The 26,736-nt window shown below is 69.6% G+C and carries 29 protein-coding genes, 3 tRNA genes and 1 pseudogene; 15 read left to right on the top strand and 18 right to left on the bottom strand.

Translation table 11 applies throughout. The features are described 5' to 3' along the window. From BKN37_RS12625 to BKN37_RS28305, 3 genes and pseudogenes are all read right to left on the bottom strand, one after another. Positions 1-558 (bottom strand): ROK family protein (locus BKN37_RS12625; protein ID WP_131823576.1); only part of this gene is annotated, 558 nt, incomplete at its 3' end. Beyond that, positions 555-4,697 (bottom strand): glycoside hydrolase family 38 N-terminal domain-containing protein, encoded by a 4,143-nt coding sequence (locus BKN37_RS12620; RefSeq protein WP_071026262.1) that lies wholly within the window; start codon positions 4,695-4,697, stop codon positions 555-557. The genes BKN37_RS12625 and BKN37_RS12620, both read right to left, overlap by 4 nt. Positions 4,698-4,706: 9 nt before the next feature. After that, a pseudogene (locus tag BKN37_RS28305) lies at positions 4,707-4,853 on the bottom strand (WCX domain-containing protein); the annotation flags it as partial. Between the two features lie 55 nt (positions 4,854-4,908). Here BKN37_RS28305 and BKN37_RS12615 point away from each other — a divergent pair. The 10 genes from BKN37_RS12615 (at position 4,909) to BKN37_RS12570 (ending at position 15,057) form a co-directional block, all read left to right on the top strand. Continuing rightward, the gene (locus tag BKN37_RS12615) at positions 4,909-5,436 is read left to right on the top strand and encodes a DinB family protein (RefSeq protein ID WP_071026260.1); all 528 of its coding nucleotides are present in this window, start codon (positions 4,909-4,911) and stop codon (positions 5,434-5,436) included. Positions 5,437-5,438: 2 nt separating this feature from the next. Then, complete coding sequence (locus tag BKN37_RS12610) at positions 5,439-6,035, top strand: DinB family protein (RefSeq protein WP_071026258.1); 597 nt, start codon at positions 5,439-5,441, stop codon at positions 6,033-6,035. Positions 6,036-6,255: 220 nt separating this feature from the next. After that, positions 6,256-7,698 carry a PE-PPE domain-containing protein gene (locus BKN37_RS12605; protein WP_071026256.1) on the top strand — a complete coding sequence of 481 codons (1,443 nt, stop codon included), beginning with the start codon at positions 6,256-6,258 and terminating at the stop codon, positions 7,696-7,698. A gap of 64 nt (positions 7,699-7,762) precedes the next feature. After that, positions 7,763-9,109: an ABC1 kinase family protein gene (locus BKN37_RS12600; protein ID WP_071026254.1), complete on the top strand. Its 1,347-nt coding sequence runs from the start codon at positions 7,763-7,765 to the stop codon at positions 9,107-9,109. 2 nt (positions 9,110-9,111) lie between these two features. Continuing rightward, positions 9,112-10,017 (top strand): alpha/beta fold hydrolase, encoded by a 906-nt coding sequence (locus tag BKN37_RS12595; protein WP_071026252.1) that lies wholly within the window; start codon positions 9,112-9,114, stop codon positions 10,015-10,017. Between the two features lie 59 nt (positions 10,018-10,076). Beyond that, a complete protein-coding gene (locus BKN37_RS12590) occupies positions 10,077-10,937 on the top strand; it encodes a cyclopropane mycolic acid synthase family methyltransferase (RefSeq protein WP_071026250.1) in 861 nt (286 codons plus the stop codon). 114 nt (positions 10,938-11,051) lie between these two features. Further along, positions 11,052-11,915, top strand: coding sequence for a cyclopropane mycolic acid synthase family methyltransferase (locus BKN37_RS12585; protein ID WP_071026248.1), 864 nt, complete (start codon positions 11,052-11,054; stop codon positions 11,913-11,915). 232 nt (positions 11,916-12,147) lie between these two features. Continuing rightward, the gene (locus tag BKN37_RS12580; RefSeq protein WP_071026246.1) at positions 12,148-13,041 is read left to right on the top strand and encodes a cyclopropane mycolic acid synthase family methyltransferase; all 894 of its coding nucleotides are present in this window, start codon (positions 12,148-12,150) and stop codon (positions 13,039-13,041) included. 87 nt (positions 13,042-13,128) lie between these two features. Next, positions 13,129-13,830 carry a YciI family protein gene (locus tag BKN37_RS12575; RefSeq protein WP_071026244.1) on the top strand — a complete coding sequence of 234 codons (702 nt, stop codon included), beginning with the start codon at positions 13,129-13,131 and terminating at the stop codon, positions 13,828-13,830. Between the two features lie 9 nt (positions 13,831-13,839). Beyond that, positions 13,840-15,057 carry an RNA polymerase sigma factor gene (locus tag BKN37_RS12570; protein ID WP_071026242.1) on the top strand — a complete coding sequence of 406 codons (1,218 nt, stop codon included), beginning with the start codon at positions 13,840-13,842 and terminating at the stop codon, positions 15,055-15,057. A gap of 91 nt (positions 15,058-15,148) precedes the next feature. Here BKN37_RS12570 and rplA read toward each other — a convergent pair whose 3' ends face one another. The 11 genes from rplA to BKN37_RS12515 form a co-directional block, all read right to left on the bottom strand. Then, positions 15,149-15,856 (bottom strand): 50S ribosomal protein L1, encoded by a 708-nt coding sequence (gene rplA, locus BKN37_RS12565; RefSeq protein WP_071026240.1) that lies wholly within the window; start codon positions 15,854-15,856, stop codon positions 15,149-15,151. A gap of 133 nt (positions 15,857-15,989) precedes the next feature. Beyond that, positions 15,990-16,418 (bottom strand): 50S ribosomal protein L11, encoded by a 429-nt coding sequence (rplK, locus tag BKN37_RS12560; protein WP_071026238.1) that lies wholly within the window; start codon positions 16,416-16,418, stop codon positions 15,990-15,992. A 29-nt stretch (positions 16,419-16,447) separates the two neighbouring features. Next, the gene (nusG, locus tag BKN37_RS12555) at positions 16,448-17,191 is read right to left on the bottom strand and encodes a transcription termination/antitermination protein NusG (RefSeq protein ID WP_071026236.1); all 744 of its coding nucleotides are present in this window, start codon (positions 17,189-17,191) and stop codon (positions 16,448-16,450) included. A 44-nt stretch (positions 17,192-17,235) separates the two neighbouring features. Further along, positions 17,236-17,694, bottom strand: a complete 459-nt coding sequence (gene secE, locus BKN37_RS12550) for a preprotein translocase subunit SecE (protein ID WP_071026233.1) — start codon at positions 17,692-17,694, stop codon at positions 17,236-17,238. Positions 17,695-17,760: 66 nt separating this feature from the next. Beyond that, positions 17,761-17,833, bottom strand: a tRNA-Trp gene (locus BKN37_RS12545). Positions 17,834-18,025: 192 nt separating this feature from the next. Next, the gene (gene hadC, locus BKN37_RS12540) at positions 18,026-18,526 is read right to left on the bottom strand and encodes a (3R)-hydroxyacyl-ACP dehydratase subunit HadC (RefSeq protein WP_071026230.1); all 501 of its coding nucleotides are present in this window, start codon (positions 18,524-18,526) and stop codon (positions 18,026-18,028) included. Positions 18,527-18,528: 2 nt separating this feature from the next. Further along, the gene (hadB, locus tag BKN37_RS12535) at positions 18,529-18,957 is read right to left on the bottom strand and encodes a (3R)-hydroxyacyl-ACP dehydratase subunit HadB (protein ID WP_071026228.1); all 429 of its coding nucleotides are present in this window, start codon (positions 18,955-18,957) and stop codon (positions 18,529-18,531) included. Further along, positions 18,944-19,420, bottom strand: coding sequence for a (3R)-hydroxyacyl-ACP dehydratase subunit HadA (gene hadA / locus BKN37_RS12530; RefSeq protein ID WP_071026226.1), 477 nt, complete (start codon positions 19,418-19,420; stop codon positions 18,944-18,946). The genes hadB and hadA overlap by 14 nt, the downstream gene beginning before the upstream one ends. A gap of 53 nt (positions 19,421-19,473) precedes the next feature. Beyond that, the gene (gene rpmG, locus BKN37_RS12525; protein ID WP_068250576.1) at positions 19,474-19,641 is read right to left on the bottom strand and encodes a 50S ribosomal protein L33; all 168 of its coding nucleotides are present in this window, start codon (positions 19,639-19,641) and stop codon (positions 19,474-19,476) included. Between the two features lie 40 nt (positions 19,642-19,681). Continuing rightward, positions 19,682-19,755, bottom strand: a tRNA-Met gene (locus BKN37_RS12520). Positions 19,756-19,790: 35 nt separating this feature from the next. Further along, positions 19,791-19,863, bottom strand: a tRNA-Thr gene (locus tag BKN37_RS12515). Positions 19,864-19,973: 110 nt separating this feature from the next. Between BKN37_RS12515 and BKN37_RS12510 the strand changes: the two genes are divergently transcribed. From BKN37_RS12510 to BKN37_RS12500, 3 genes are all read left to right on the top strand, one after another. After that, positions 19,974-20,690 carry an MBL fold metallo-hydrolase gene (locus tag BKN37_RS12510; RefSeq protein WP_071026224.1) on the top strand — a complete coding sequence of 239 codons (717 nt, stop codon included), beginning with the start codon at positions 19,974-19,976 and terminating at the stop codon, positions 20,688-20,690. 100 nt (positions 20,691-20,790) lie between these two features. Continuing rightward, complete coding sequence (locus BKN37_RS12505) at positions 20,791-21,573, top strand: hypothetical protein (RefSeq protein ID WP_071026266.1); 783 nt, start codon at positions 20,791-20,793, stop codon at positions 21,571-21,573. 1 nt (position 21,574) lies between these two features. Next, the gene (locus tag BKN37_RS12500; protein ID WP_071026221.1) at positions 21,575-22,267 is read left to right on the top strand and encodes a crotonase/enoyl-CoA hydratase family protein; all 693 of its coding nucleotides are present in this window, start codon (positions 21,575-21,577) and stop codon (positions 22,265-22,267) included. A gap of 336 nt (positions 22,268-22,603) precedes the next feature. Here the strand turns inward: BKN37_RS12500 and BKN37_RS12495 are convergent, their stop codons facing one another. From BKN37_RS12495 to BKN37_RS12480, 4 genes are read right to left on the bottom strand one after another with little or no spacing between them, the layout of a single operon-like run. Then, entirely contained in the window at positions 22,604-23,653 is a 1,050-nt protein-coding gene (locus BKN37_RS12495) for a patatin-like phospholipase family protein (RefSeq protein ID WP_071026219.1), read from the bottom strand. A gap of 3 nt (positions 23,654-23,656) precedes the next feature. Continuing rightward, a complete protein-coding gene (locus BKN37_RS12490; protein WP_083341745.1) occupies positions 23,657-24,229 on the bottom strand; it encodes a hypothetical protein in 573 nt (190 codons plus the stop codon). Between the two features lie 43 nt (positions 24,230-24,272). Then, on the bottom strand, positions 24,273-24,731 hold the full coding sequence (gene cynS / locus BKN37_RS12485; protein WP_479724552.1) for a cyanase: 459 nt from the start codon (positions 24,729-24,731) through the stop codon (positions 24,273-24,275). 19 nt (positions 24,732-24,750) lie between these two features. Next, complete coding sequence (locus tag BKN37_RS12480; RefSeq protein ID WP_071026215.1) at positions 24,751-25,188, bottom strand: SRPBCC family protein; 438 nt, start codon at positions 25,186-25,188, stop codon at positions 24,751-24,753. Between the two features lie 157 nt (positions 25,189-25,345). Here BKN37_RS12480 and BKN37_RS12475 point away from each other — a divergent pair, with 157 nt between their 5' ends. Together BKN37_RS12475 and BKN37_RS12470 are read left to right on the top strand one after the other, a co-directional pair. Further along, entirely contained in the window at positions 25,346-25,843 is a 498-nt protein-coding gene (locus BKN37_RS12475; RefSeq protein ID WP_071026212.1) for a protein disulfide oxidoreductase, read from the top strand. Beyond that, positions 25,840-26,730: a cytochrome c biogenesis CcdA family protein gene (locus BKN37_RS12470; protein ID WP_071026209.1), complete on the top strand. Its 891-nt coding sequence runs from the start codon at positions 25,840-25,842 to the stop codon at positions 26,728-26,730. The genes BKN37_RS12475 and BKN37_RS12470 overlap by 4 nt, the downstream gene beginning before the upstream one ends. Positions 26,731-26,736: the final 6 nt, after the last annotated feature.

The following is a 26,736-nucleotide window of genomic DNA, read 5'->3' as shown; positions in this document are numbered from 1 at the left end:
CACCAGCGCGGGCCCGGCCGCGACGGTCTCCACGCAGCCGTGGCCGCCGCAGGCGCAGGCCGGCCCGTCGGGGTCGATCACCACGTGGCCGACGTGCCCGGCGTTGCCGGTGCGGCCGTGATACGGCACGCCGTCGAGGACCAGTCCGCCACCGACCCCGGTGGACACCACCATGCCGAGCAGGAAGCGCGCCCCGCGGCCGGCGCCGCGCCAGTGCTCGCCGAGCGCCATGCACACTCCGTCGCCGGCCAGCCGCACCGGCACCCCGGGCAGCGCGGCCGCCACCTTCTCGCGCAGCGGAAAGCCGCGCCAGCCGGGGATGTTGATCGGGCCGACGGTGCCGGTCGGCAGGTCGACCGGCCCGGCGCACGCGATGCCCGCCGCGCGGACCGCGCCCCCGGCGGTCTCCAGCGCCTGCGCGAGCACGGCCTCGACCCCCGCCCACACCGCCTCGGCCGGGGTGGGCCGCACCACGGTGTGCGCCAGCGCGCCGTCGTCATCGACCAAGCCGGCGGCGATCTTGGTGCCGCCGATGTCGAGGGCCAAGGTGAGGGTCATCGGACGGTCAGCGTGACCGCCGGCGAGTACAGCAGCGTCCCCGCGCAGCCGACCCGCACCAGCGCCCACCACCGCCCCGGCGCCAGCCACGGCGGCGGGGTCACGTCGAAGCCGACCTCGACGCGGCCGCCGGCCGGCAACGTGGCGCCGACCGCCGCCGGCCCGACCCACTCCCAGGTGCCCCATGGGCTGATCAGGTGCGCTTCGACGGCCAGGTCCGCGCCGGCCTCGGAGCCGACGGTGACGGCCAGCCGCGCCGCCCCGCCGGGCGCTACCTCGACGTCGGTCGGCCCGGCCACCAGCGACACCAGCGGCCCGTCGGCGCCGACCGACACCACGCACACGTCTTCCACGGTTTGCCGCCACGACGGCGGCACCCCCTCGCCGTCGAGGGAAAGTTGGGCGCGCACCGGATACCGGCCCGGGTCGGTGCCGCGCGGCACCGTCACCACCAGGTCGGCTTCCAGGTGCCGGCCGGGCGCCAGCTCGACCGGCACCGCCGCCGGGGCGAGCGGCCAGCCGTGCGGGCCGAGCAGGGTGACGTGGCCGCGCAGGGTCGCGTCGGTGCAGTCGCTGGCGGCGGTAAGCCGCAGCACCATCCGGTCGCCGGGCGCGGCGGCCACCCGCTGCGGGTGCAGCAGCGCGACGGCCGGCTGGCCGCCCAGCGGGGCCGGGCCGCGGTTGTGCAGCCAGTACCGGGCGTACATCGGCTGCGCAGTCTCGGTCTCGGGGGCCAACACGGTGTCGGCGGCGCCGAGGCGTGCGACGGCCAGTCGGGCGGTCATGGTGGCGATCTCGTAGCCGTGCAGCCGGTCGGGGGCCGGGTGCTCGCGCGGCCGTTCCAGCAGGTCGGCGCGGCCCAGCACTCGCACCGCGCCGAGATCGGAGCCGACGGTGACGCCGGTGTCGGCGCCGCAAGCCTCCGCCAGCCGCAGCGTCGCGGTGGCCGGGTCGACCGGTCGGGTACTGCCGCGGGCCAGCGGGTTGCCGGCCGGTTTCAGCGCGGTCAACCGCACCGCGTCGGGCGGCGCGACGCGCAGCAGCGACCCGGTGGCGGGCAGCCGCCCCGACCCCGCGGCCGTCGGGAACGCCAGCAGCGGGTCGGCGAACTCCGCGCTGCGGGCCGGGAATCGGGCCTGACGCCAGTCGCCGTCGCCGGCCAGTAGCGCGTAGTCGAACACGTGGGTCCAGTGCTGCAGCTGGAAGCTGCTGCCGTCGGGGGCGGTGCGGCGCGGGTCGTCGGTCCAGGCCGCCGAGGGCCAGCTGGTGCAGCAGCGCAGCAGCGCGGCGTGCAGGGTGCCGGCCTTGTCGACGGCGAAGCTGGGCACCCCGCGGTTGACCAGGGCGACGCTCCGCGCCTCGAACGGGCCCATGTCCGCGGGGGCCTGCTGGTCCACCGCGATCTCGTGGTCGGCCAGCTCGTCGGCCACCCGGGCGACCTCGTCGGTCAAGTCGCGGGCGGCAATCACCAGCACCGGCAGTGCCCGCGGGTCGCGCAGGTCGGCGCCCGGCACCCACACCTGAGCCAGCGGCCGCGCGGCCGGCACCCACACCCGGGCCCGACCGTGGGCGGCCAGCTGCGTGTCGAGTTCGGCGGTATACGCCGGGTCGGCGGCGGCCAGCACCGCGGCGGTGAACGCGTTGGTATCGGGGCCGCCCAACGCGATCCGGGTGTCGGGCAGGTTGGAGTCGACGTCGAGGTTGCCGTAGCGGGGGCCGCCGGCCGCGGTGCTGGTGGCGGTGACGCCGGCGCGCACCAGCGCGACCATCAGCTGGCGCGTCTGCGAAAGCCCGCCGTCGGGGGTGATCACCTCGGCCACCGACACCGCCCGGGTGCCGTCGCCGACGGTGATCCGGGCGGTCGCGGACAGCCCGAACCAGCGGTTGGCGGGGGTGTCCAGCGTCCACGGGTGCTGGGTGGTATCCACCGAGCGGCCGCTGGGCTCGTGCAGCAGCCCGAAGCCGCGGCCAATGACGGCGTCGCTGACCTCCGCGACCGGCAGTGCGCCGGGCACCGGGCAGGGCCAACGCAGCCGCACCAGGTGGTCGGCGCCGGTGAATTCGTCGACGGTGGTGCGGCAGTCGACCCGGTCGACGCCGCGCCACAGCGTCAGCGTCTGGGTGTAGGCCAGCACGCCCCGGATGCGGCCGGACACCACCAGCCGCTCCCCCAGCGGCCCGCGGTAGGCCTGCACGCTGACGCCAGTGGCGATCTGCGAGGTGAACAGGTTGCCACTGGGCACCAGATGCCACGGGCCTTCCCCGGATTGCGGGTGCTTGGGGTATTCGTCGTAGACGGCGAGCTGGTTGCCCAGCGCCCCCTCGACGATCATCTCCCGGCCGTGGTGCCGCCACGACGCGATGCCGCCGCCGCGGGCGGGGTCGGCGGTCAGCTGGTGGTGCTCGTTGCCGATCGCGGTGCCGGGCACCGGCTGCCAGCCCTGCGCGCCGTCAGCGGGGATCAGCCGGTAGGCCCGCCACCCCAGCGACGGCACGTCGCGGGCCAGCCAGCGCACCGTGTGCCCGCCGTCCTCGACGTGGGCGGGCTGCTCGGAGCCGGCGTCGTCGATCACCCGCGCCCCGGTCGCCAGCGGGCGCCGCAGGTGCACGGTGACCATGTCGCTGCGGTCGTGGGTCACCGGGTTCCACACCACCACCGCGTCGGCGCCGGTGGTCACCAGCCCCGACAGCGCCGTCAGCGCGTTGTCCCGGGCGTCACGGCCCAGCTGCCAGGCGTCGCGCCAGCCGGTCAGCAGGTCCAGGTACACCTGGTCGGCCTCGGATCCGGTGATGGCGTCGTGGTGGGCGCCGTAGCACAGCTGCGTCCACGCCTTGGCCAGCGCGGCATCCGGGTAGGCGACCCCGGTCGTCAGCGCGGCGAACACCGCGAACTTCTCGGCCGCCAGGATCGCCCGCTCGGCGGCCCGGTTGGCCTGCTTGGTGTCGATGTAGGAGACGTGGCAGCCGGTGTAGATCGGGTTCATGTCGCGGGTCTGCGGTGACGCGGTCTGTCCGCGCTGCTTCAGCTCGGCGCGCACCGCGGCGAAGAACTCGGCCGGCACCGCGCAGACGAACCGCGGCCAGGTGTAGCGGGCGTTCCAGTCCCGGTGGATCGGCACCACCCAGCGGTTGGGCGGGGTGAAGTCGGTGCCGACCGGCAGCAGCACATTGCGGGTCGCCGCCACCCGTTTGAGCCCGCAGAACAACTGGTAGACCTCGGCTTCGGCGTCGGCCAGCGACGACTGCCCATCCATCCACCAGCCGGCGGCGTAGTGCGCCGGCATGTAGTGGGTCAACAGCCCGTGCCCGGACGGCGCGATCCATTCGAACTCGCTGGGAAACTGCATGCGCCGCGGATCGCCGCCGCCGGCCATCGGACCCCACTGGTGAAACGGGCCGCGCGCCCACCCACTGGACGTCAGGCCGGCGTCGGCGATCAGGCCGGGGAACTGCGGATCATGCCCGAACACGTCGAGCTGCCAGGCCGTGGCCGGGTCGGCGCCCAGGATGTCGCGCTGAAACCCGATGCCCGCCACCAGGTTGCGGATGGTGGTCTCGGCGTCCGTGATGTTGGTGGACGGCTCGTTGTAGGTGCCGCCCATCACCTCGACGCGGCCTTCGGCGATGAGCCGGCGCAGGTCGGCCCGGTCCTCGGGGTGGGTGTCCCAATGCGGTTTGAGGTAGTCGACCTCGGCGAGGACGAACTTGTATTCGGGTTCGCGCCGCGCCTTGTCCAGGTGGGCGCGCACCAGGTCGACGCCGTTGTTCTGGCGGCACTGGCCGGGCGGATCCTCGGTCCACGCGCTGGTGTAGCCGGCTTGGGTGTTCCACCACACCGGGTCGTAGTGGAAGTGGCCGACCATGAACATGGTCCAGCCGGGTTCGGCGACGGTGAAGGTGAAGTCGGTGCCGCCTGCCCGCGCGGCCCGCCGCTGGCCGGGCACCGGGTCCGCGACGGCCACCGGGACCTCGACGACGCCGTCGCCGGGGTCGGCGAGCGCCTCTCCGGTCAGGCCGTCGCCGTCGACGACGAGGCGGGATGGGGTGGCGGCGCCGGCGTAGGTGACCCGGACCAGTTGCAGCGGCGCGTCGGCCGGCCCGACGAACAGGTCGGTCGATTCGGCGGCGAGCACCCGCATGCCCGCACCTTACGGAGCGGACCCCGCGGCGCGAAGCCTTTCCGCGACGACGCGTGCCGCGTCGGCCACCTCGGGCGGTTCCAGGATCTCGAAGTCGGCGCCGACCATCGCGAAGTACACCACCATGCGCTGCGGGTCGTCGCCGCCGGCGGTGACCCCTCCGCCCAAATTAGTGGCCGGACCTGTCCGATGGGTGTGGAACGCTCAGTGCATGACCGAGCCGCGCACCCTCCTGGCCGACCAGCTCGACCGGCACTGGCGCAACCAGCTGCGCCCCCGCCTGGACGGTCTCACCGACGACGAATACCGCTGGGAGCCGGTTCCCGGCTGCTGGACCCTGCACGACGACGGGATCGACCACGCATTCCCGGCGCCGCAACCCCCGCCGTTCACCACCATCGCCTGGCGGCTGGTCCACCTCACGATCGGCATCCTCGCCTTCCGCAACTACAACAACTTCGGCGGCCCACCCGTCGACCCCCAGAGCTGGCCCTATGCCCGCGACGCGGCCACCGCGTTGCAACAACTCGACGAGGCCTACGCGCGGTGGATCGCCGGGGCGCGTGGGCTCGACGACGCCGCGTTGGCCCGCCTCGTCGGACCCGCGGAGGGCCGCTGGGGGACCCGCCACACCATGGCGGAGCTGATCTTGGGCGTCAACATCGAGGTCATCCACCACGGAGCCGAAATCGCCTGTCTGCGTGACCTTTACCTCCATCAGCCCAATCGAAAGGACTGACCATGCCCGCCCTTGCCGCACCGGTGACCGATGAGCGCAGCGCGCTGCGCGAATTTTTGACCTGCCAGCAGAGCGCCTTTTTCGCCGTCGCCTACGGCCTGACCGACGAGCAGGCCCGCGCCACCCCGTCGGTCAGCGCCCTGTCGATCGGCGGGTTGATCAAACACGTCACCGGGGTGCAGCGCAGCTGGATGCAGCGCGTCGCCGCCGCGCCGAACCCACCACCGGCGGACACCCGGCCCCGCGAGGAGATCATGCGGGAATTCCAGGACCAATTCGTGCTGTCCGACAACGAGACCCTGGCCGGGGCGCTGGACGCGTTGCGGGCCCAAAATGCCGAGACGCTGCGGGTGCTCGAGATGGCCGACCTCGACGCCGCGGTGCCGGTGCCGCGCGACGCCCCGTGGTTTCCCACCGACGTCGACGCCTGGTCGGTGCGCTGGGTGATCCATCACCTGATCGCCGAACTTTCCCGGCACGCCGGGCACGCCGACATCATCCGGGAGACCATCGACGGCGCCACCATGTACGAGCTGATCGCCGGCCAGGAGGGCTGGGAACCCACGGCCTGGCTGACGCCCTGGCAGCCCACCGGGTAGGCCCCCGCGCCGGTGAGCAGACGCAGATTCGCACGATCCGGGGCAGGATCGTGCGAATCTGCGTCTGCTCGCGCCCAGCACCCAACCCGCCCCTCAGGTTTTTCTCAGTGGATTTTCCGAATCCGCCCACGTACGGCTCAGGAAACCGGCAAGATGCGACGCGCGCGCCGGGCTTGGGGGTCGGCGCGCCGGGTGGACACGTTTCCGCGGGGAGGTCGCAATGAGTGCTCGGTGGCTGCGGGTGGCACTGTTGGCCGGGACCGGCGCCGCGGCGATGGCGCTGTCGGCGGCGCTGACGGCAGCGGACGCGTTCGCCGACAGCACCGATTTGGTGATGGGCGGCAGCGGCATGCCGATCCCGCCGCAGGTCTACATCGACGACGTCAACGACCTGTACCTGCACTGCGCAACCGCCTGCTCGCTGCAGGGCCTGGCCACCCCGGAAGGGCTGTACCCGATCATCGGCCCCAAGGAGTTGCCGTTCGACACCTCGGTGACACAGGGCGTCACCATCCTCAACAACACGATCAAAGACCAGCTCGCCGACGGCAATACCGTCACCGCGTTGGGCTATTCGCAAAGCGCCACCATCGACACCATCGAGATGGAAAACATCGCCAACGGCACCGCCGGCATCCACCCCGACCCCGACCAGCTCAAGTTTGTGCTGCTCGGCGACCCCAACAACCCCAACGGCGGCATGCTGGAACGCTTCGACCTGCCGGCGCTGGGTGCCAACCCGTCGATCCCCAGCCTGGGCATCACGTTCAGCGGCGCCACCCCGGTCACCGAGTACCCCACCGACATCTACACCGGGGAGTACGACGGCTTCGCCGACTATCCGCGCTACCCGCTGAACCTGCTGTCGGACCTCAACGCGCTGCTGGGCATCCTGTTCGTGCACACCCAGTACCCGAACATGGATCTGTCCACCGCCGAGGATCTGGGAACATACGGCGCCACCACCTACTACATGGTCCCCACCGACCACCTGCCGCTGCTGGATCTGGTGCGGTCGATCCCGGCGGTCGGGCCGGTGGTGTCCGACCTGCTCGAGCCGGACCTGCGGGTGCTGGTGAACCTGGGCTACGGCGACCCCGACTACGGCTGGTCGACCTCGGCGCCGGATGTGCCCACCCCGCTCGGGGTGTTCCCCAGCCTCGCCGACTTCGAGAAGGTGCCCGGCCTTTTGGTGTCGGGCACCGAACAAGGCATCGCCGACGCCGTCAAAGACGTCGTCGGCTACCTGCAGGACCCGGCGTCGGTGTTCTCGCTGGCCGACAACCCGCTGGTCAACCTGCTGCAGACCCCGTTCATCGCGGCGGTGGCCGCCGAGGACATCTCCTTCCCGCCGCCCGGGGTGAGCCTGGATTCGCTGGTCAACGCGGTCAGTGCGGCCACCTCGGCCGGCTACGCGTCGCTGCTGCCGCTGGCCGACATCGCCAACGCGATGGTCACCACGCTGCCGGCGCTGGACGTCACCGGCATCGTCAACGAGCTGGCCGCCGGTGACCTGCTCGACGCCATCGGCTTGCCGATCGCCGCCGACGTCGGGATCCTGCCGGTGGCCGGTTTCTTCGCGTTGGCCAGCGTCGGGGAGGGCGCCCTGTTCGCCGCCGGCGACCTGCTCAGCCCGTTCATCGACATCGCGGGCCTGCTGTAAGGCGACCGTGACGGGGCTCACGCCAGATTCGAAGTTGTCGTCGCCGATTTGGCAGACTGCAACAATGACTTCGACCAAACACCGCGAGGTAGCCAAGCTCGATCGGGTGCCCTTGCCGGTCGAGGCGGTCCGGATCGGCGCGACCGGATGGCAGGTGGCCCGCACCGGCCTTCGGGTGCTCACCAAACTGCCCGCCCGCGGCCCCTGGCAGCAGAAGGTCATCAAGGAGATCCCGCAGACCTTCGCCGACCTGGGTCCCACCTACGTCAAGTTCGGCCAGATCATCGCCTCGAGCCCGGGCGCGTTCGGCGAACCGCTGTCCCGCGAGTTCCGCAGCCTGCTCGACGCGGTGCCGCCCGCCGACCCCGCCGAGATCCACCAGCTGTTCCTCGAGGAGCTCGGCGCCGAACCCGCCGACCTGTTCGCCAGCTTCGACGAGACCCCGGTCGCGTCGGCGTCCATCGCGCAGGTGCATTTCGCCACCCTGCACAGCGGCGAGGACGTCGTCGTCAAGATCCAGCGACCCGGGATCCGCCGCCGGGTCGCCGCCGACCTGCAGATCCTCAAACGGTTCGCCCAGCTGGTCGAACTGGCCAAACTGGGCCGAAGGCTGTCCGCCCAGGACGTCGTCGCCGACTTCGCCGACAACCTCGCCGAGGAACTGGACTTCCGCATCGAGGCGCAGTCCATGCAAACCTGGGTGTCGCACCTGCATGCCTCCCCGCTGGGCCAAAACATCAAGGTGCCCGACGTGCACTGGGACTACACCAGCGAAAAGGTGCTGACCATGGAGCGGGTGCACGGCATCCGCATCGACAACGCCGCCGCCATCCGCAAGGCCGGCTTCGACGGCACCGAGCTGGTCAAGGCGCTGCTGTTCGCCACCTTCGAGGGCGGGCTGCGGCACGGCCTGTTCCACGGCGACCTGCACGCCGGCAACCTGTTCGTCGACGATCAGGGCCGGGTGGTGTTCCTCGACTTCGGCATCATGGGCCGCATCGACCCGCGCACCCGGTGGCTGCTGCGCGAACTGGTGTATGCGCTGCTGGTGAAGAAGGATCACGCCGCGGCCGGCAAGATCGTCGTGCTGATGGGCGCGGTGGGCACCCTGAAACCCGAGGCGGAGGCCGCCAAGGACCTGGAGGCGTTCTCCACCCCGCTGACCATGAAAACCCTCGGCGACCTGTCGTACGCCGAGATCGGCAAGCAGCTCTCCGCGCTGGCCGACGCCTACGACGTCAAGCTGCCCCGCGAGCTGGTGCTGATCGGCAAGCAGTTCCTCTACGTGGAGCGCTACATGAAGCTGCTGGCCCCCAACTGGCAGATGATGTCCGACCCGCAGCTGACCGGGTACTTCGCCAACTTCATGGTCGAGGTCAGCCGCGAGCACACCGACGAGGCGGAGGCGTAGCCGTGGAGATCCGCAGCGGCACCGCGCGCTCGGGCGAGCTGGACATCTACTACGAGGACATGGGCAACCCGAACGACCCGGCGGTGCTGCTGATCATGGGGTTGGGCGCGCAGCTGCTGCTGTGGCGCACCGGCTTCTGCGAGAAGCTCGCCGCGCAGGGCCTGCGGGTGATCCGGTACGACAACCGCGACGTCGGCCTGTCCAGCAAGCTGGACCGTCGGCACGCCGGCGGGCTGCTGCCGGTGCGGATGCTCCGGTCCTTCCTGGGGCTGCGCAGCCCCGCGGTGTACACGCTGGAGGACATGGCCGACGACGGCGCCGCGGTGCTCGACCACCTCGGCATCGACCGCGCGCGTGTCGTCGGCGCCTCGATGGGCGGCATGATCGCCCAGGTCTTCGCGGCCCGCTTCGCGCGCCGGACCCGCTCGTTGGCGGTGATCTTCTCGTCCAACAACCAGCCGTTCCTGCCGCCGCCGGCGCCGCGGGCGCTGCTGGCGATCCTCACCGGCCCGCCGCCGGATTCGCCGCGGGAGGTGATCGTGGACAACGCGGTGCGGGTCACCCGGATCATCGGCAGCCCCGGCTACCCGGCGCCCGAGGAGCGGATCCGCGCCGAGGCCATCGAAAGCTACGAGCGCAGCTTCTACCCGTGGGGCATCGCGCGGCACTTCGGCGCCATCCTGGGCACCGGCAGCCTGGTCCGCTACGACCGGCAGATCACCGCCCCGACGGTGGTGATCCACGGCCGCGCCGACAAGCTGATGCGGCCGTTCGGCGGGCGGGCGGTGGCCCGGGCGATCCGCGGCGCGCGGCTGGTGCTGATCGACGGCATGGGCCACGAGCTGCCCGAGGAGCTGTGGGATCAGGTGGTCGGCGAGCTGAAGACCACCTTCGCCGACGGGCACTGACCCATTCGGGGCCGTTAGGCCCTTGCCGAATCCGCCCCCGGCTGGGACCCTTAGGAAGCGTGTCTAAGTTAAATCCGAAGTACGAAGAGCTGCAGTCGATCTACGACATCTCCAACGAATTCTTCGAGCTGTTCCTGGGGCCCACCATGGGCTACACCTGCGGGTACTTCGAACGCGACGATATGACCACCGACGAGGCGCAAAACGCCAAGTTCGATCTGGCGCTGGGCAAGCTGGGGCTCCAACCCGGGATGACGCTGCTCGACATCGGCTGCGGCTGGGGCGGCGGCATGCAGCGGGCGCTGGAAAACTACGACGTCAACGTCATCGGCCTGACGCTGAGCGAACGCCAACGCGACTACGCCCTGGCCAAGCTGGCCGCCGTCCCCACCCGGCGCAGCGTCGAAGTCCGGCTGCAGGGCTGGGAAGAGTTCGACGAGCACGTCGACCGCATCGTGTCGATCGGCGCGTTCGAACACTTCGGCCACGACCGCTATCCGGCGTTCTTCGAGATGGCCTACAACGCGCTGCCCGCCGGCGGGACGATGCTGCTGCACACCATCACCGCGATCACCCAGGACGAGTGTCAGCGGCGGGGTCTGCCGCTGACCATGGAGATGGCCCGGTTCAACAAGTTCATCCTGACCGAGATCTTCCCGGGCGGGCGGCTGCCGACGGTGCCGATGGTCACCGAGCGCGCCACCGCGGCCGGCTTCGACGTGGCCCGGGTGCACGAGATCGGGCCCAACTATGTGCGGACGCTGCAGCTGTGGGCGGCCGCGTTGGAGGCCCACCGGGACCAGGCCATCGCGGTGCAGTCGCAGCAGGTCTACGACCGCTACATGAAGTACCTCACCGGCTGTGTGCGGTTGTTCCGCGACGGCTACACCAGCGTGCACCAGTTCACGCTGACCAAATAGCGTCGGCAGGTAGTCGCTGCGGGCGCCGTTGTGGCTCCCCCGCCCAGCGCCGATCAGCGGGTACCCTTTCCCGGGTCGCCGAACAAACCGCAACCAGTGGGAGCGCAAGTAAGGATGACCAACTTAGATCCGAAGTACGAAGAGCTGCAGTCGATCTACGACATTTCCAACGAATTCTTCGAGCTGTTTCTGGGGCCCACCATGGGCTACACCTGTAGCTATTTCGAACGCGATGATATGACCCTCGACGAGGGCCAAAACGCCAAGTTCGATCTGGCGCTGGGCAAGCTGGGGCTCCAACCCGGGATGACCTTGCTCGACATCGGCTGCGGCTGGGGCCACGGCATGCAGCGGGCGCTGGAAAACTACGACGTCAACGTCATCGGCCTGACGCTGAGCGAACGCCAACGCGACTACGCCATCGCGAAATTGGCGAAGGTCCCCACCCAGCGCAGTGTGGAGGTGCGGCTCCAGGGCTGGGAGGAGTTCGACGAGCAGGTCGACCGCATCGTGTCGATCGGGGCGTTCGAACACTTCGGCCACGACCGCTATCCGGCGTTTTTCGAGATGGCCTACAACGCGCTGCCCGACGACGGGGCGATGCTGCTGCACACCATCACCGCGGTCAAGATGGGCGACGCGAACAAGCTCGGCCTGCCGTTGACGTTCGAGTTGGCCCGGTTCGCGAAGTTCATCATGACCGAGATCTTCCCGGGCGGGCGGCTGCCGTCGGTGGCGTTGGTCACCGAGCACGCCACCAAGGCCGGGTTCACCCTGGACCGGGTGCAGCCGATCGGGCAGCTGTACTATCCGCGGACGCTGCGGGAATGGGCCGCCAACCTGGAACGCAACCGCGAGGAAGCCATCGCCGTGCAGTCGCAGGAGATGTACGACCGGTACATGAAGTACCTGACCGGTTGCCCGCGGCTGTTCGAGGGCGGCTACACCGACGTCAACCAGTTCACGCTGCAGAAGTAGTGGGCGTCGAAGTCGTTCTGCCCAGGGCAAATCGGGGGTAGACGGGTCGCGGTGCCGGCACCCGGGCAACCGCGCAGGACGGCAGTATGACACAGTATGGGCGCGAAACGGTGTCAGGGCCTGAAGTTGGCGTTTCGCCGCTCGGTATGCTGCACAATCGACCTACGCTAACGTCCACGGGCAAACGCGCTTAGCACCAGTGAGCGATCATGGGGAAGGCGACCAAGCACAGATGCCGGAGAACACGTCCCGCAGCACCCGAATGCGGCCGCATTTCGAAGAGATCCAGGCCCACTACGACATCTCCGACGACTTCTTCGGGTTGTTCCAGGACCCGAGCCGGACCTACAGCTGCGCCTACTTCGAGCCGCCGGACCTCACGCTGGAGCAAGCCCAGATCGCCAAGGTTGACCTGAACCTGGACCAGCTGGACCTGCGGCCCGGGATGACGTTGCTGGACATCGGCTGCGGCTGGGGTTCCACCATGAAGCGCGCGATCGAGAAATACGACGTCAATGTCATCGGCCTGACCCTGTCCAAAAACCAGCAGGCCCGCTCCCAGCAGTTGCTGGACACCGTCGACAGCGACCGCACCCATCGAGTGCTGCTGCACGGCTGGGAGGAGTTCAGCGAACCGGTGGACCGGATCGTGTCCATCGAAGCGTTCGAGCACTTCGGCCACGAACGCTACGACGACTTCTTCAAGAACTGCTTTGAGATCCTGCCCGACGACGGCCGGATGACGATCCAAAGCAGCGTCAGCTACCACCCGTATGACCTCAACGCCCGCGGCAAGAAGATCACCTTCGAGACCGCGCGGTTCATCAAGTTCATCGTCACCGAGATCTTCCCGGGCGGGCGGCTGCCCACCACCGAGATGATGATCGAGCACGGCGAGAAGGCCGGGTTTGTGGTGCCCGAAGCCCTCTCGCTGCGACCGCACTACATCAAAACGCTGCGGATCTGGGGCGACACCCTGGAAGCCAACAAGGACAAGGCCATCGAGATCCAGTCCGAAGCGGTCTACGAGCGCTACATGCGCTACCTGCGCGGCTGCGAGTACTACTTCACCGACGAAAGCCTCGATGTGAGCTTGGTCACCTATCTCAAGCCGGGCGCGGTCTAGGCGCTGTCGGATTCGGGCTGCGCCGTTCGTCGGATAGGTAGAGAGTGGGACACGGGTTCCGCTCCCCTACCCCGGAGGTGACCACCGATGCAGTACCTCGCCCTATTGAACAGCCAGGAGCGGGACCGCACCCCCGAACAGCGGGCCGCGGTGATGGCCGAATTCGAAAAGTTCCACGCCAAGGCGGCGTCGGCGATCCGGGCCGGTGACGCGCTGACCCCGGTGGCCACCGGCGTGCGCATCACCGGCGGCCCCGACGCGCCGACCATCACCGACGGCCCGTTCGCCGAGGCCGCCGAGGTGGCCTGCGGGTATTACGTCTTCGAGGCCGACAACCTCGACGATGCGCTGGCGTTCGCCCGCGACATCCCGGTCGCCGCGTACGGCACCGTCGAGGTGCGGCCGGTCTACCACACCGTCGACGCCGGGTGGTCGCGCAGCGGCGCCGCGCAGTGGCTAGCGCTGCTGCTGGAGCCCCCGGAACACACCAATGTCCCGGGCGGCCCGGAGTGGCAGGCCGAGGCCGCCCGGCACGGCGAATTCGCCGCTGCCGCGGGCGATCACATCCGCGGCGGGGCGGCGCTGGACGACCCGGCGACGGCGACGACGGTGCGGGTCCGCGACGGCCAGCTGCTGTTGACCGACGGTCCCTACCCGGAGGGCGCCGAGATCGCCTCCGGCTTCTACCTGCTGTCGGCCGCCGACCGCGACGAGGCGGTCAAACTCGCCGCGATGATCCCCGCCTCGGCCGTGGCGGTGCGCCAACTGGCGGGCGTGTCCGGGCTGTAGCGGGCGCGCATGGCCGACCTGGACGGCGTCTTCCGCCGGGAATGGGGTGCGGCGGTCGCCGCGCTGGCCCGGTGGTCCGGGGACCTGAGTGTCGCCGAAGACGCCGTCCAGGAGGCCTGCGCCGAGGCGCTGCGCAGCTGGCCGCGCGACGGCGTCCCCGAAAACCCGGGCGGCTGGCTGGTGACGGTGGCCCGCAACCGGGCCCGGGATCGGCTGCGGCGTGAATCGGTGCGGCCCGGAAAGGAACTGGCGGCGATGGTGGACCAGATCCGGGCCCGCACCGAGCACACCGACCCACATCCGGTGCACCACGACGAGCTGCGGATGATGTTCACCTGCGCGCATCCGGCGCTGGACCGGACCTCGCAGCTGGCGTTGACGCTGCGGCTGGTGTCCGGGCTCACCGTCGCCGAGATCGCCCGGGCGCTGCTGCAGACCGAGTCCGCCGTCGGGCAGCGCATCACCCGCGCCAAAACCAAGGTGCGCCGCGCCAATATCCCGCTGCGGGTGCCGCCGGCCGAGCTGCTGCCCGAACGCACCCCGCACGTGTTGGCCTGCATCTATTCGGTGTTCACCGAGGGCTACTTCTCGACGGCCGGCCCGTCGGCGATCCGCGACGAGCTGTGCGACGAGGGGGTGCGGCTGACCGGGGAGCTGTGCCGGCTGCTGCCGGGGCAACCCGACGCGCACGCCCTGGCCGCGCTGGTGCTGCTGCACGATTCGCGGCGCGCCACCCGGGTCGATGACGCCGGGGCGCTGATCCCGCTCGACGAGCAGGATCGCGGCCGCTGGGATCGGCAGCGGATCGCCCGCGGGCTGGATCGGCTACGGCACGCGCAGGGGTCGACCGGGCCGTATCTGCCGCAAGCGGTGATCGCCGCGCTGCACGCGACCGCGCCGAGTTGGGAGCAGACCGATTGGCGGGGGATCTGCGCGGCCTACGACCGGCTGCTGGCGCTCGCCGACTCCCCGGTGGTGCGGGCCAACCGCGCGCTGGCGGTCGGGTTCCGCGACGGCGTCGACGCCGGGCTGGCCGCGCTGGCGGCGGTGGCCGACGATCCGCGGCTGGCGCGGTCCAACCTGGTGGCCTCGGTGCGCGCGGACCTGCTGCGCCGCGCCGGTCGGCGCGCCGAGGCGCTGGCCTGGTATCGGGTCGCGCTACAGGCCCACGGCTCCGAGCCGGCGCGGGCGTTCCTGCGCCGCCGCGTCGCCGAGTGCGGGGGCTAGCTTCCCCGCCGAGTGGGAATCTCACGACGCGACACGCCGGGCGGGCGTCGCAGGATTCCCCCTCGGCGCGCAGGGAAGGCCGCCGGGACGGTTAGGCCTCGGCGAAGTTGCGGGTGACCGACGGGTCGACCGGGATACCCGGGCCGGTGGTGGTGGAGATGGTGACCTTTTTCAGGTAGCGGCCCTTGGACGCCGACGGCTTGAGCCGCAGCACCTCGTCGAGGGCGGCGCCGTAGTTCTCGGCCAGCTTGGCCTCGTCGAAGGAGGCCTTACCGATGACGAAGTGCAGGTTGGCCTGCTTGTCCACCCGGAAGTTGATCTTGCCGCCCTTGATGTCGTTGACCGCCTTGGTGACGTCGGCGGTGACGGTGCCGGTCTTGGGGTTGGGCATCAGGCCGCGCGGCCCCAGCACCCGGGCGATCCGCCCCACCTTGGCCATCTGGTCGGGGGTGGCGATCGCGGCGTCGAAGTCCAGGAAACCGCCCTGGATCTTCTCGATCAGGTCGTCGCTACCGACGATGTCGGCGCCGGCGGCGGTGGCGGCCTCAGCCTTCTCGCCGACCGCGAACACCGCGACCCGGGCGGTCTTACCGGTGCCGTGCGGCAGGTTGACGGTGCCGCGGACCATCTGGTCGGCCTTGCGCGGGTCGACGCCGAGCCGGATGGCCACCTCGACGGTCGCGTCCTGCTTGGTCGACGACGTCTCCTTGGCCAGCTTGGCGGCCTGCAGCGGGGTGTAGAGGTTGGCGCGGTCCACCTTCTCGGCGGCGGCGCGGTAGGCCTTGCTGTTCTTGCTCATGTTGGATCCAATCTCGTGGTTGGGTGTGGTTGGCGGGCCGAAGCTGGCCCTCCCACGCTTTCTTTGCGTTGAGTCTGCGTTGACGGCGGTGCTTACTCGCACTTTTGCGCCGTCAGCGCAGGATCAACAGGAGTTATTCGACGGTGATCCCCATCGACCGGGCGGTGCCGGCGATGATCTTGGCGGCGGCGTCGACGTCGTTGGCGTTGAGGTCGGCCTTCTTGGTCTCGGCGATCTCGCGGACCTGATCCCAGCTGACCTTGGCCACCTTGGTCTTGTGCGGCTCGGCCGAGCCCTTACCCACCCCGGCGGCCTTGAGCAGCAGCTTGGCCGCGGGCGGCGTCTTGAGCGCGAAGGTGAAGCTGCGGTCCTCGTAGACGGTGATCTCGACCGGGACGACGTTGCCGCGCTGGTTCTCCGTGGCGGCGTTGTACGCCTTGCAGAACTCCATGATGTTGACGCCGTGCTGACCGAGCGCCGGACCGACCGGCGGCGCAGGGTTGGCCTGACCCGCCTCGATCTGCAGTTTGATCAGCCCGGCGACCTTCTTCTTCGGGGCCATGGGTGTTGATGTCCTTCCGTACTAATGTTCTAGATCTTGGAGACCTGGGTGAAGTTCAGTTCCACAGGTGTTTCGCGACCGAAGATGGACACCAGCACCTTGAGTTTCTGTTGTTCGGCGTTGACCTCGTTGATCGTGGCCGGCAGCGTCGCGAACGGGCCGTCCATGACGGTGACCGACTCGCCGACCTCGTAGTCGACCTCGACGACGGGCCGCTCCAGCCCACCCTCGGTGGCGGCGGCCGCGGCGGTGGCCCCAGTGCCCTTGGCGGGTTTCTTCGCCGCACCCTGCGGCAGCAGGAACTTCACCACGTCGTCCAGCGTCAGCGCCGACGGCCGCGACGTCGCGCCGACGAACCCGGTGACCCCGGGGGTGTTGCGCACCGCCGACCACGAGTCGTCGGTCAGGTCCATCCGCACCAGGATGTAGCCGGGCAGCACCTTGCGGTTGACCTGCTTGCGCTGCCCGTTCTTGATCTCGGTGACCTCTTCGGTGGGCACCTCCACCTGGAAGATGTAGTCGCCGACGTCGAGGTTTTGCACGCGGGTCTCGAGGTTGGCCTTCACCTTGTTCTCGTAGCCGGCGTAGGAGTGGATGACATACCAGTCGCCGGGCTTGCTGCGCAGCTCCGCCTTGAGCGCCGCGGCGGGGTCGACCTCTTCGGCCTCTTCGGCCGTCTCGGCCGGGGGCGCCTCGGTCAGGGCCGTGTCGGGTTCGGCCTCTTCGATGTCGACCGTCTCACCCGCGGGCGTATCGCCGTCGAAGGTAGTCACGGTTGTCAGTCCTCTCTATAACTTCAGCTCGTCGCACCGGCGGTTCACTCGCCGAATACCAGCATGATCAGCTTGGCGAACCCGTAGTCCGCCCCGCCGATCAACGCCACCATGAACACCAGGAACGCCAGCACCACCGAGGTGTAGGTGATCATCTGCTTGCGGTTGGGCCAGATCACCTTGCGCAGTTCGGCGACGACCTGCTTCAGGTAGTTGTAGACGTAGGCGAACGGGTTGACCGCGCCCGCCGATTTCTTGGTCTTCTTACCTTTCCCGGCTTTCTTGGTCTTCTTGGTTTCGGTGTCGGAGCTGTCCGTGGAGTCTGTTGTCTGGTCCTCGGCGGCCACGGCCGCCTCGGTGTCGGCGGCCGCGCGCTGCCGGGACCGCTTCCCGGTGGGGCGCTGCGGACGGGTGGCCACCGCCGTGCGGCCACCGCGTTCGACGGTGTCGCCGGTTTCGCCGCCGTCAGCTGCGGCGTCGGAACCGTCACGCTCGTCGCTCACCGCATGCTCCTTCGTTCGTCTGCTCGTGCGTACCCTCCAGTGTCCACCATGGCACGCCTTCGTCTGCAGGGGCGACAGGACTTGAACCTGCAACCTGCGGTTTTGGAGACCGCTGCTCTGCCAGTTGAGCTACGCCCCTTCGCGGTTGGCAGGCCAACCCGCGCAAAGCCGGGACTCTACCTAGGCGCCACCCCTTTGCTTCGCGTTGCTCTGCATCGTCGCCGGCGCTCATGACTAGCGCGCCCTCCGTTCGGCTGGCTCACGGAAAGCGCGCTAATACTGGGAAAACCCCGAGGTCCGAGTGTACATCGACGCTGGTGCTGGTTACTAATCAGGCCGTTTTGACGACCTGACCGCTCTCGACATCCCACTTCAGGTTGACCGAGCTGTCGTCCTCGCGGCCCATCATCGTGGTGTAGGCCTCCAGCACCAGCTCACCGTCCTGGTTGGTGCACAGGTTTTTGGTCACCGCGACGGTGGCCCCGAACCGCTCCTCCACCGAGATGATGTCCATCTGGGCGTAGAGCCGGTCGCCGACCGTGATCGGCTTGTGGTAGAGAAATTTCTGGTCGACCTGGACCATCTGCATGGTGGTGAACCCGGTGTCGACGCTGCGGAAGAAGTCGGCCTGGACCAGCTTGGCGAAGATCGACACGAACGTCAGCGGGGCGACCAGCGCGTCGTAGCCGGCTTCGGCGGCCGCGTCCTCGTCGAGGCTGACCGGGTCCTCGGCCTTGACGGCCTTGGCGAATTCCCGGATCTTCTCGCGACCCACCACGAAACAGTCGGGGTAGCGCCAGCTCATCCCCAGGACGTTGGTTTTCAGCGGCATGGTTACGCCAGCTTCGCCGAGGCGACGGCCCGACCGAAGATCTTTTTGCCGTCGGTGGTGGCGGTCAGCGCGATGGTCACCGACTTGGTTTCCGGGTCCACCGACTTGATCCGGCCGTTGAAGACGATCTCGGCGCCCTTGCCGTCGTTGGGGACCGGCACCACCGCGGTGAACCGGACGTTGTACTCGGTGACCGCGCCGGGGTCGCCGACCCACGCCGTCACGTAGCCGCCGCCCAGGCCCATGGTCAGCATGCCGTGGGCGATCGCGGTGTCCAGCCCGACCTGCTTGGCGATGTCATCGTCCCAGTGGATCGGGTTCAGGTCCCCGGACACCCCGGCGTAGTTCACCAGGTCCGCGCGGGTCAGCGGGATGACCCGTTCGGGCAGCTTGTCGCCCACCTGCACCGAGCTGAACTCACGCAGCGCCATCTTGAAAGCCCTCTTCTCCCTCGCCGGCACGGCCCGCCAGGGTCGTGTAGGTCTCTTGGACGATGTCACCGGCCTCGTTGGTGACGATGTTCTTGGTCACGATGATGTCGGTGCCGTGCGCGTGGCGCACCGAATCCACGTACACGTCGCAGTACAGCTTGTCGCCCACCACGATCGGCCGCAGGAATTTCAGCACCTGGTCGACCTGGACGATCTGGGCGTCTTGGATGCCGATGTTGGCGTGCTCGAAGAACGCCCGCTGCGCGGTGTAGCCGAACACCGAGATGAACGTCAGCGGGGCCAGCAGGCCGTGGTAGCCGAGGTCGGCGGCGGCCTGCTCGTCGTAGCTGGACGGGTCTTCGACCTTGACCGCTTTGGCGTATTCGCGAAGCTTTTCCCGTTCCACGACGTAGTGGTCGGGGTACCGGTAGTGCTTCCCGACGATCTTCGTCGACAGTGCCACGAGCCTTAGAACCTCACCTAGTCAACCTGCGTAAACCTGTGCCGGCAGCCGCCCTACCGGGACTCGCGGTGAGCCTGGTGCTTGCCGCAGTTGGGGCAGAACTTCTTCAGCTCCAGCCGGTCCGGGTCGTTACGGCGGTTCTTCTTGGTGATGTAGTTGCGGTGTTTGCACACCTCACAGGCCAGCGTGATCTTCGGCCGTACATCGGTGCTGGAGGCCACTTTGGCTGCCCTCTTTCTGACAATTGCCGTGCTTGCGTTGTAGCGATGGCCGGACTTGAACCGGCGACCTAACGATTATGAGTCGTTCGCTCTAACCAACTGAGCTACATCGCCTCGGGTATCGCCGCCAGCCTGCCCGGCGTCCACCGAGCCCCCTAACGGAATCGAACCGTTGACCTTTTCCTTACCATGGAAACGCTCTGCCGACTGAGCTAAGGGGGCGTCACCCGCAGCGGTCAGTCGCAGATGCCGCGGGCCTAGAAGAGGGTACAGCCTGGGCCGCAGCGTCGCCAAACCGCAGGTCGGCGTCGCGGTGTCCTAGGCTTGAGGGCATGCCAGAGTCAGATCGGCTGTACTTCCGCCAGCTGCTGTCGGGTCGCGATTTCGCCGCCGGCGACATGATGGCGACCCAGATGCGCAACTTCGCCTACCTGATCGGGGACCGGCAGACCGGCGACGCGGTAGTGGTCGACCCGGCCTACGCCGCCGGGGACCTGCTCGACGCGCTGGAAAGCGACGGCATGCGGCTGTCCGGGGTGCTGGTCACCCACCACCACCCCGACCACGTCGGCGGGTCGATGATGGGCTTCGAGCTCAAGGGCCTGGCCGAGCTGCTGGACCGGGTCAGCGTCCCGGTGCACGTGAACACCCATGAGGCGCTGTGGGTTTCGCGGATCACCGGGATCTCCATGGCGGATCTCACCGCGCACGAGCACGGCGACAAGGTGGCCGTCGGCGCCGTCGACATCGAGCTGCTGCACACCCCCGGGCACACCCCGGGCAGCCAGTGCTTCCTGCTCGACGGCCGGCTGGTGGCCGGGGACACGCTGTTCCTGGACGGCTGCGGGCGCACCGACTTTCCCGGCGGGGATTCCGACGCGATGTACCGCAGCCTCCAGCAGCTGGCGGCGCTGCCCGGTGACCCGACGGTGTTCCCCGGGCACTGGTACTCGAGCGACCCCAGCGCGTCGCTGTCCGAGGTGAAGCGGTCCAACTACGTCTACCGCGCCGCCGACCTGGAGCAGTGGCACCTGTTGATGGGCGGCTGACCTGTTCGGATGCGTGCGTCGGGCGCCCCGGTAGCTGTGGTAGAACCGGAGGGTGGGTTCGACGGGGTGGATCGACGACCGCTGGCACAGTCTGACCGAGATGGGAGCCGGCTCCTGGGTGGCGTGGGCCGCCTGGGCGGCGCTGTTGCTCGGCGTGGTGGCCCTGCTCTACGTGCACCGGCAGCTGCAGCGCAACCGGCGGGTCACGCTGGAGCAGACCCGGCCGCATGTGGGCATGTACATGGAGCCGCACGCCGCCGACTGGCACGTCATCGAACTGGTGGTCCGCAATTTCGGGAAGACCCCGGCCTACGACGTGCAGTTCGCCTTCCCGCATCCGCCTAGCGTCGCCCAGTACGAGACCGCCGCCGACGGCTACGCCGACGTCGTCCCGCTCAAGCTGCCCCAGCAGATCCCGGTGCTGGCGCCGGGCCAGGAGTGGCGCACGGTGTGGGATTCGGCGATCGACCGGGCCGAGCTCGGCGACGCCATCGAGTCGCACTTCGCCGGGGCCGTCACCTACTACGGCAGCCCGGAGCGGACCCGCGGACTGTTCGGCAAGGGCGGGCGGGAGCAATTCGAGTCCAAGGTGGTGCTGGACTGGAACGACCTGCCGCCGGTGCAGCGCATCGAGTTGATGACCACCCACGACCTGGCCAAACGGGAGAAGCAGAAGCTGGAGCTGCTGCGCGGGGTGCTCACCTACTTCCACTACGCCAGCAAAGAGACCCGCCCGGAGGTGTTCCGCAGCGAGATCGACCGGATCCAGCAGGCGGTCAAGGAAACCCAGGAGCGGTGGCGCAGTCGCGAACACGACGAGCCGACCGACGTCAGCCTGCACTGGGGCGACGCCGAAGCCGAACTCGGCAAGCACCACAACTGAGATGACGGCGCCGGTCAGCTATCGCCGCGACGAGTCCGTCGCGGTCATCACCCTCAACGACGGCAAGGTCAACGCGCTGGGGCCGGCCATGCAGCAGGCCATCAACGCCGCGCTGGACACCGCCGACCGCGACGACGTCGGGGCGCTGGTGATCGCCGGCAACGAACGGGTGTTTTCCGGCGGCTTCGACCTGAAGGTGCTGACCTCCGGCGAGACCGGGGCGGCGATCGACATGCTGCGTGGCGGTTTCGAGCTGGCGTATCGGCTGCTGTCCTACCCCAAGCCGGTGGTGATGGCCTGCACCGGGCACGCCATCGCGATGGGGGCGTTTCTGCTGTGCAGCGGCGACCACCGGGTGGCCGCGCCGGCCTACAACATCCAGGCCAACGAGGTCGCGATCGGCATGACCCTGCCGTATGCCGCGCTGGCGATCCTGCAGCTGCGGCTGACACCGTCGGCCTACCAGCAGGCCGTCGGGCTGGCCAACACCTTCTTCGGCGAGACCGCGGTCGCCGCCGGCTGGCTGGACGAGATCGTGCTGCCCGACGCGGTGCTGACGAGGGCGGTCGACGCCGCCCGCGAGTTCAGTGGCCTGCACCGCGGCGCCCATGCCGCTAGCAAATTGCGGGCCCGGGCGGCCGGGTTGGCGGCGCTGCGCGCCGGGATCGACGGCATCGAAGCCGAGTTCGCGTAGTCGGGTCTGGTTGGCGGCTTGGCTGGCGGCTTGGCGGACGTCGAGGCGCCGAGCCTGCGTCCACGGCATCGAGTCTGCGTTCAGGGCATTGAGACTGCGCTGGCGGCACCGAGACTGCGTCCAGGGCATCGAGACTGTACTGGCGGCGCCGAGACTGCACTGAGGCCGTGAAAATCGTCGGCAGGACGGCCTGGTTGCAGGCTCGGCGCCGCCACCGCAGACTCGATGCCACCACCGCAGACTCGATGCCACCACCGCAGACTCGATGCCGCCACCGCAGACTCGATGCCACCACCGCAGACTCGGCGCCACCACCGCAGACTCGAGGCCGCCAGTTCAGTCTCGAGGCCGGGGCTCGGTCGGCTCGTCGTCGTGACACACCTCGTGGAAGCGCCGGAAGCGCTCCAGGTAGCCCGGCCAGTCCCAGGTCGACAGGAACTGCTCGGTGGCCGCGTAGCCGTTGGCGTAGAGCGCCTCCAGCTGCGGCCGCGACACCCCGAAGTCCAGGACGCCGACGTCGGTGGAGTCGACCTTGATCGCCCGGACGCCGACCCACGGCTGGTTCAGGTGCGTCTGGTCGTGGCCCACCAGCATGGTGGTGAGCAGGCTCTCCAGCAGCGACACCTGGCCGAACCAGCGCAGCGGCTTGACGCCCGGCACCATCTCGCCCAGGCCCTCGTTGATGGTGGGCACCACGGTGATCCCGAACGTGGGCCAGTGCGGGGGCCGGCCGTCGGGCCGGTCGAACGAGTCGATCGGGAAGTTCGACAGCACCCCACCGTCGACCAGGGTGGATTTGCGGCCGGCCGCATTGGTCAAGGTGACCGGGCGGTAGAAGAACGGCACCGCCATCGAGGCGCGCACCGCGTCGGCGACCGACTGTTCATCGGGATCCAGCCCGTAGACCCGTCGGTAGTCCCACGGCAGCCGCACCAGCTGCGCGGCGGTCAGGTCGGCCACGCTGACCACCGCCCGGTAGCGCCGCTCGGGCAGCAGGCTCGCGTCGTCGTAGGTCAAATCGCCGAAGGTGGTCACCCCCAGGTTCTTCAGCTCGCTGCGGATCCAGTCGTGGGCGACGTCGCCGCGGTAAAAGCCGGTGTCGCGAAGAAATCCCCAGGCCGGCCCGACGATCGGCAGCGGTCCCGCGTCACGCCACCGGCGCAGCGGCACCGAGAACGCCAGCTCTTTGACCTGGTCGGCGGTCAGCTGGTCACCCTGGGCGGCGGCCGCAATGATCGCGCCGACCACCGAACCGCCCGACACCCCCGACACCCGCTGGATCGAATAGCCGGCGTCCATCAGCGCGACGACGGCGCCGACCAACCCGATGAACTTCACGCCGCCACCGGAGAGCACCAGGTCGACGCGCTTCTGCTGCGCTGCCATGGCTCAGGTGGCCAGCCCCAGGCAGTAGGTGCGCGGCGGGGCGGGATAGCTGCGCGCGGGCAGCTGGTCACCGGCCGCGCAGGCCCGCGCGTCGTCGGTGTCGAGCCGCTGGGTCACCCGGATGGTCGCCGGCCCGGCCCCGGTGCAGTCGACCAGGTTCCACATCCCCACCGCGACACCCAGCCGATAGCAGTGCCCGACAACGAGGTTGGGCACCAGGCACAGGTGGCCGGTGCGGTCGTCGGCCGACGGCGGGCCGAACCGGTCATAACCCGACGGCGCGCAGCCGCCGGCCGGATTGGCCAGCTTGGCGACGGTGAAGCTGGGATCGGTGTCGCAGCGCGCCCGGCTGGCGTGCAACGCGCCGCCGGTGGAGGCCTCCACCACCACGCAATCCCCCGGCCGGTAGGCGTCGTGCCGGTGCCCGGTGACCCGCCACGCCGCGACCCCGACACCACAGACCAGCACCACCGCAACGACGGCGGCCACCAGCGCCAGCCGCGGCCACGGCGACGGGCGCGACGGGGGCGCGGGCAGCCACCAGCCCGGAGCCGGGTGCGGGCCGCCGAAGGTCACCGATCGAGGGTAACGCGCCACCCGCACCGGGCGGGCCGGATCCTCAGCCCTCGGCGCTCACCCAGTCATAGGGCAGGAACTTGCCGTCGAAGGTCACCACCACCCGGTCCCCGGACGGGTGCGACTTCTTCTGCAGGTCGACGCTCATATTGATCGCGCTCATGATCCCGTCCCCGAACTGCTCGTGGATCAGTTCCTTGAGCGCGCCGCCGTAGACCTGGACCGCTTCGTAGAAGCGGTAGATGGTCGGGTCGGTGGGCACCGCGGTCGGCAGCCCGCCGCGCATCGGCACCGCCGCCAGCACCGGCACCGCCGACGGGTCCAGGCCCAGCATCTCGACGAGCACGCTGCCCAACTCCGCCGGGATGGGGTGCTGGCCGAGTAACGCCGCGGTGGTCCACACCACCGGTTTCTTGATGGCGTCGGCCAGCTCCTGCCAGCTCAACCCCTTGGCCAGCCGGGCCAGCACGATCTGTTCGGTGATCTCGTGTCGGGTGGTCATGGCTACCAGCATGCACCGGTCAGCCCCCGAAGTGGCGGCGCAGGTTGTCCCACATCTGCGCGTGCGAGCGGCCGCCGTCGCGCAGCACGGTGCGCAGCAACAGCCGCGGTGCGCGTACCTCGACCCGCTCGTGCACCCGCGACCCGTCGCCGTGCGGGCGCACGGTCATGGTGGCGCGCATGTCGATGCCCGGCCGCTGCCGGGTGTGCGTCCAGACGGTGCCGCGGCCATCGGTGCGCAGCTCGACCCGGCAGGTGAACCGGATCGGCACCCCGTGTAGCCGCATGCGGTGCGGGGCAAGGTATTTCGTGGCACCGTCGGCGCCGCCGCCCACCCGACGCACGGTCACCAGCATCGGGTGGATGCCCGCGTAGTTGACCAGGTCGGCCAAAAACGCGGCGACGTCATCCGGCGACGCCGCAATGTCGGCGGTGTGCTCCAGCGTGCCGTGCGCCATGCGTGCTGAAGTTAAAGCGTGTCCGCGCCGTGCGTTAACGGCTTACGAAGATCGGGCCAATTCGTCGTCCCGGTCACCCGCGCGACACCGGCTGCCATCTACTATCTACGTACGTAGGTAGTAGCATCGGCCTGTGCCCGACTCGGAAGGACTCGTGATGACCCGCCTTTTCGCCCTGCTCGCCGCCGCGATGGTCCTGCTGATCGGGGGGTGCAGCTCGACACCGGCCAGCCAGGGCGGCACCAGGGCTTCCAACCAGCTGCAGTTCACCGCCAAAACCCTGGCCGGCCAACCGTTTTCCGGGGAGAGCCTGCGGGGCCGACCCGCGGTGCTGTGGTTCTGGGCGCCGTGGTGCCCCACCTGCCAGCGCGAAGCACCGATGGTGGCCCGGGTCGCCGCGGCGCATCCGGCGGTGACGTTCGTGGGCGTCGGCGCCCAGGACCAGCTGCCCGCGCTGCAGGAGTTCGTCGGCAAGTACCACCTGGACGGGTTCACCGAACTCGCCGACACCGACGCGACGGTGTGGGCGAAATTCGGGGTCACCCGCCAACCGGCCTATGCGTTCGTGTCCCGCGACGGCGGCGTCGACGTGGTCAAGGGGTCGCTGCCCGAGGCCGACCTGACCGCGCGGGTGCAGGCGCTGGCCGGCCAGTGATCGACACCGCGGCACTGGGTTTCGCCCTGGGCGCGGGGTTGGTGGCCGCGCTCAACCCGTGCGGGTTCGCGTTCCTGCCCGGCTATTTGGGTTTGGTGATCGCCGGCAGCCAGAACACGTCGCGGCCGGCGGCGCTGGCCCGCGCCGGGGCGGCCACGGTGGCGATGGCGACCGGATTCCTCACCGTGTTCGGGGTGTTCGGGCTGGCGATCTCCCCGGTGATCGCCTCGGCGCAAAAGTATCTGCCGTTCGCCACCGTGGTCATCGGGGTGGTGCTGATCGGGACCGCGCTGTGGCTGCTGGTCGGCAAGGACATCACCGTGGTGCTGCCCAAATCCGCCGGCGGGACACCGACGGCCCGGCTGGGGTCGATGTACAGCTACGGGGTGGGGTATGCGATCGCGTCGCTATCGTGCACGGTCGCACCGTTTCTCGCCGTGATCAGCACCACCTTCCAGCAGGGGTCGACGCTGACCGGGGTGTTGGCGTTTATCGCCTACGCGGCCGGGATGAGCATCACGGTCGGGGTGGCGGCGTTGGCGGTGGCGCTGGCCGGCTCGTCGGCGACCGCGGCGCTGCGCCGGGTGCTGCCCTATGTGGGCCGCATCGCCGGGGTGATCGTGCTGCTGACCGGGCTGTACGTGACCTACTACGGCTACTACGAGATCCGGTTGTATTTCACCGACGCCGGCCCGGACGACCCGGTGATTCGGGTCGCCGGTGCGGTGCAGTCCTGGCTGGTCGGGGTGGTCGACGCGTTGGGGGTGTGGCCGCTGCTGGGGGCGGCGGTGGTGGTGGTCGCGGCGGTGGCGCTGCTGGCCCGCCGCCGGTCTACCGCTGGCAGGCCCGCGCGGCGGCCCCCGGGGGGGTCGTCGCCGCGGCGGTGACGGCGG

Origin of the sequence: Mycobacterium talmoniae (assembly GCF_001854525.1) — a bacterium.
Classification (GTDB): Bacteria; Actinomycetota; Actinomycetes; order Mycobacteriales; family Mycobacteriaceae; genus Mycobacterium; species Mycobacterium talmoniae.
Note: the sequence above shows the minus strand (reverse complement) of the source record. Positions and strands in the feature narration are given on the sequence as shown.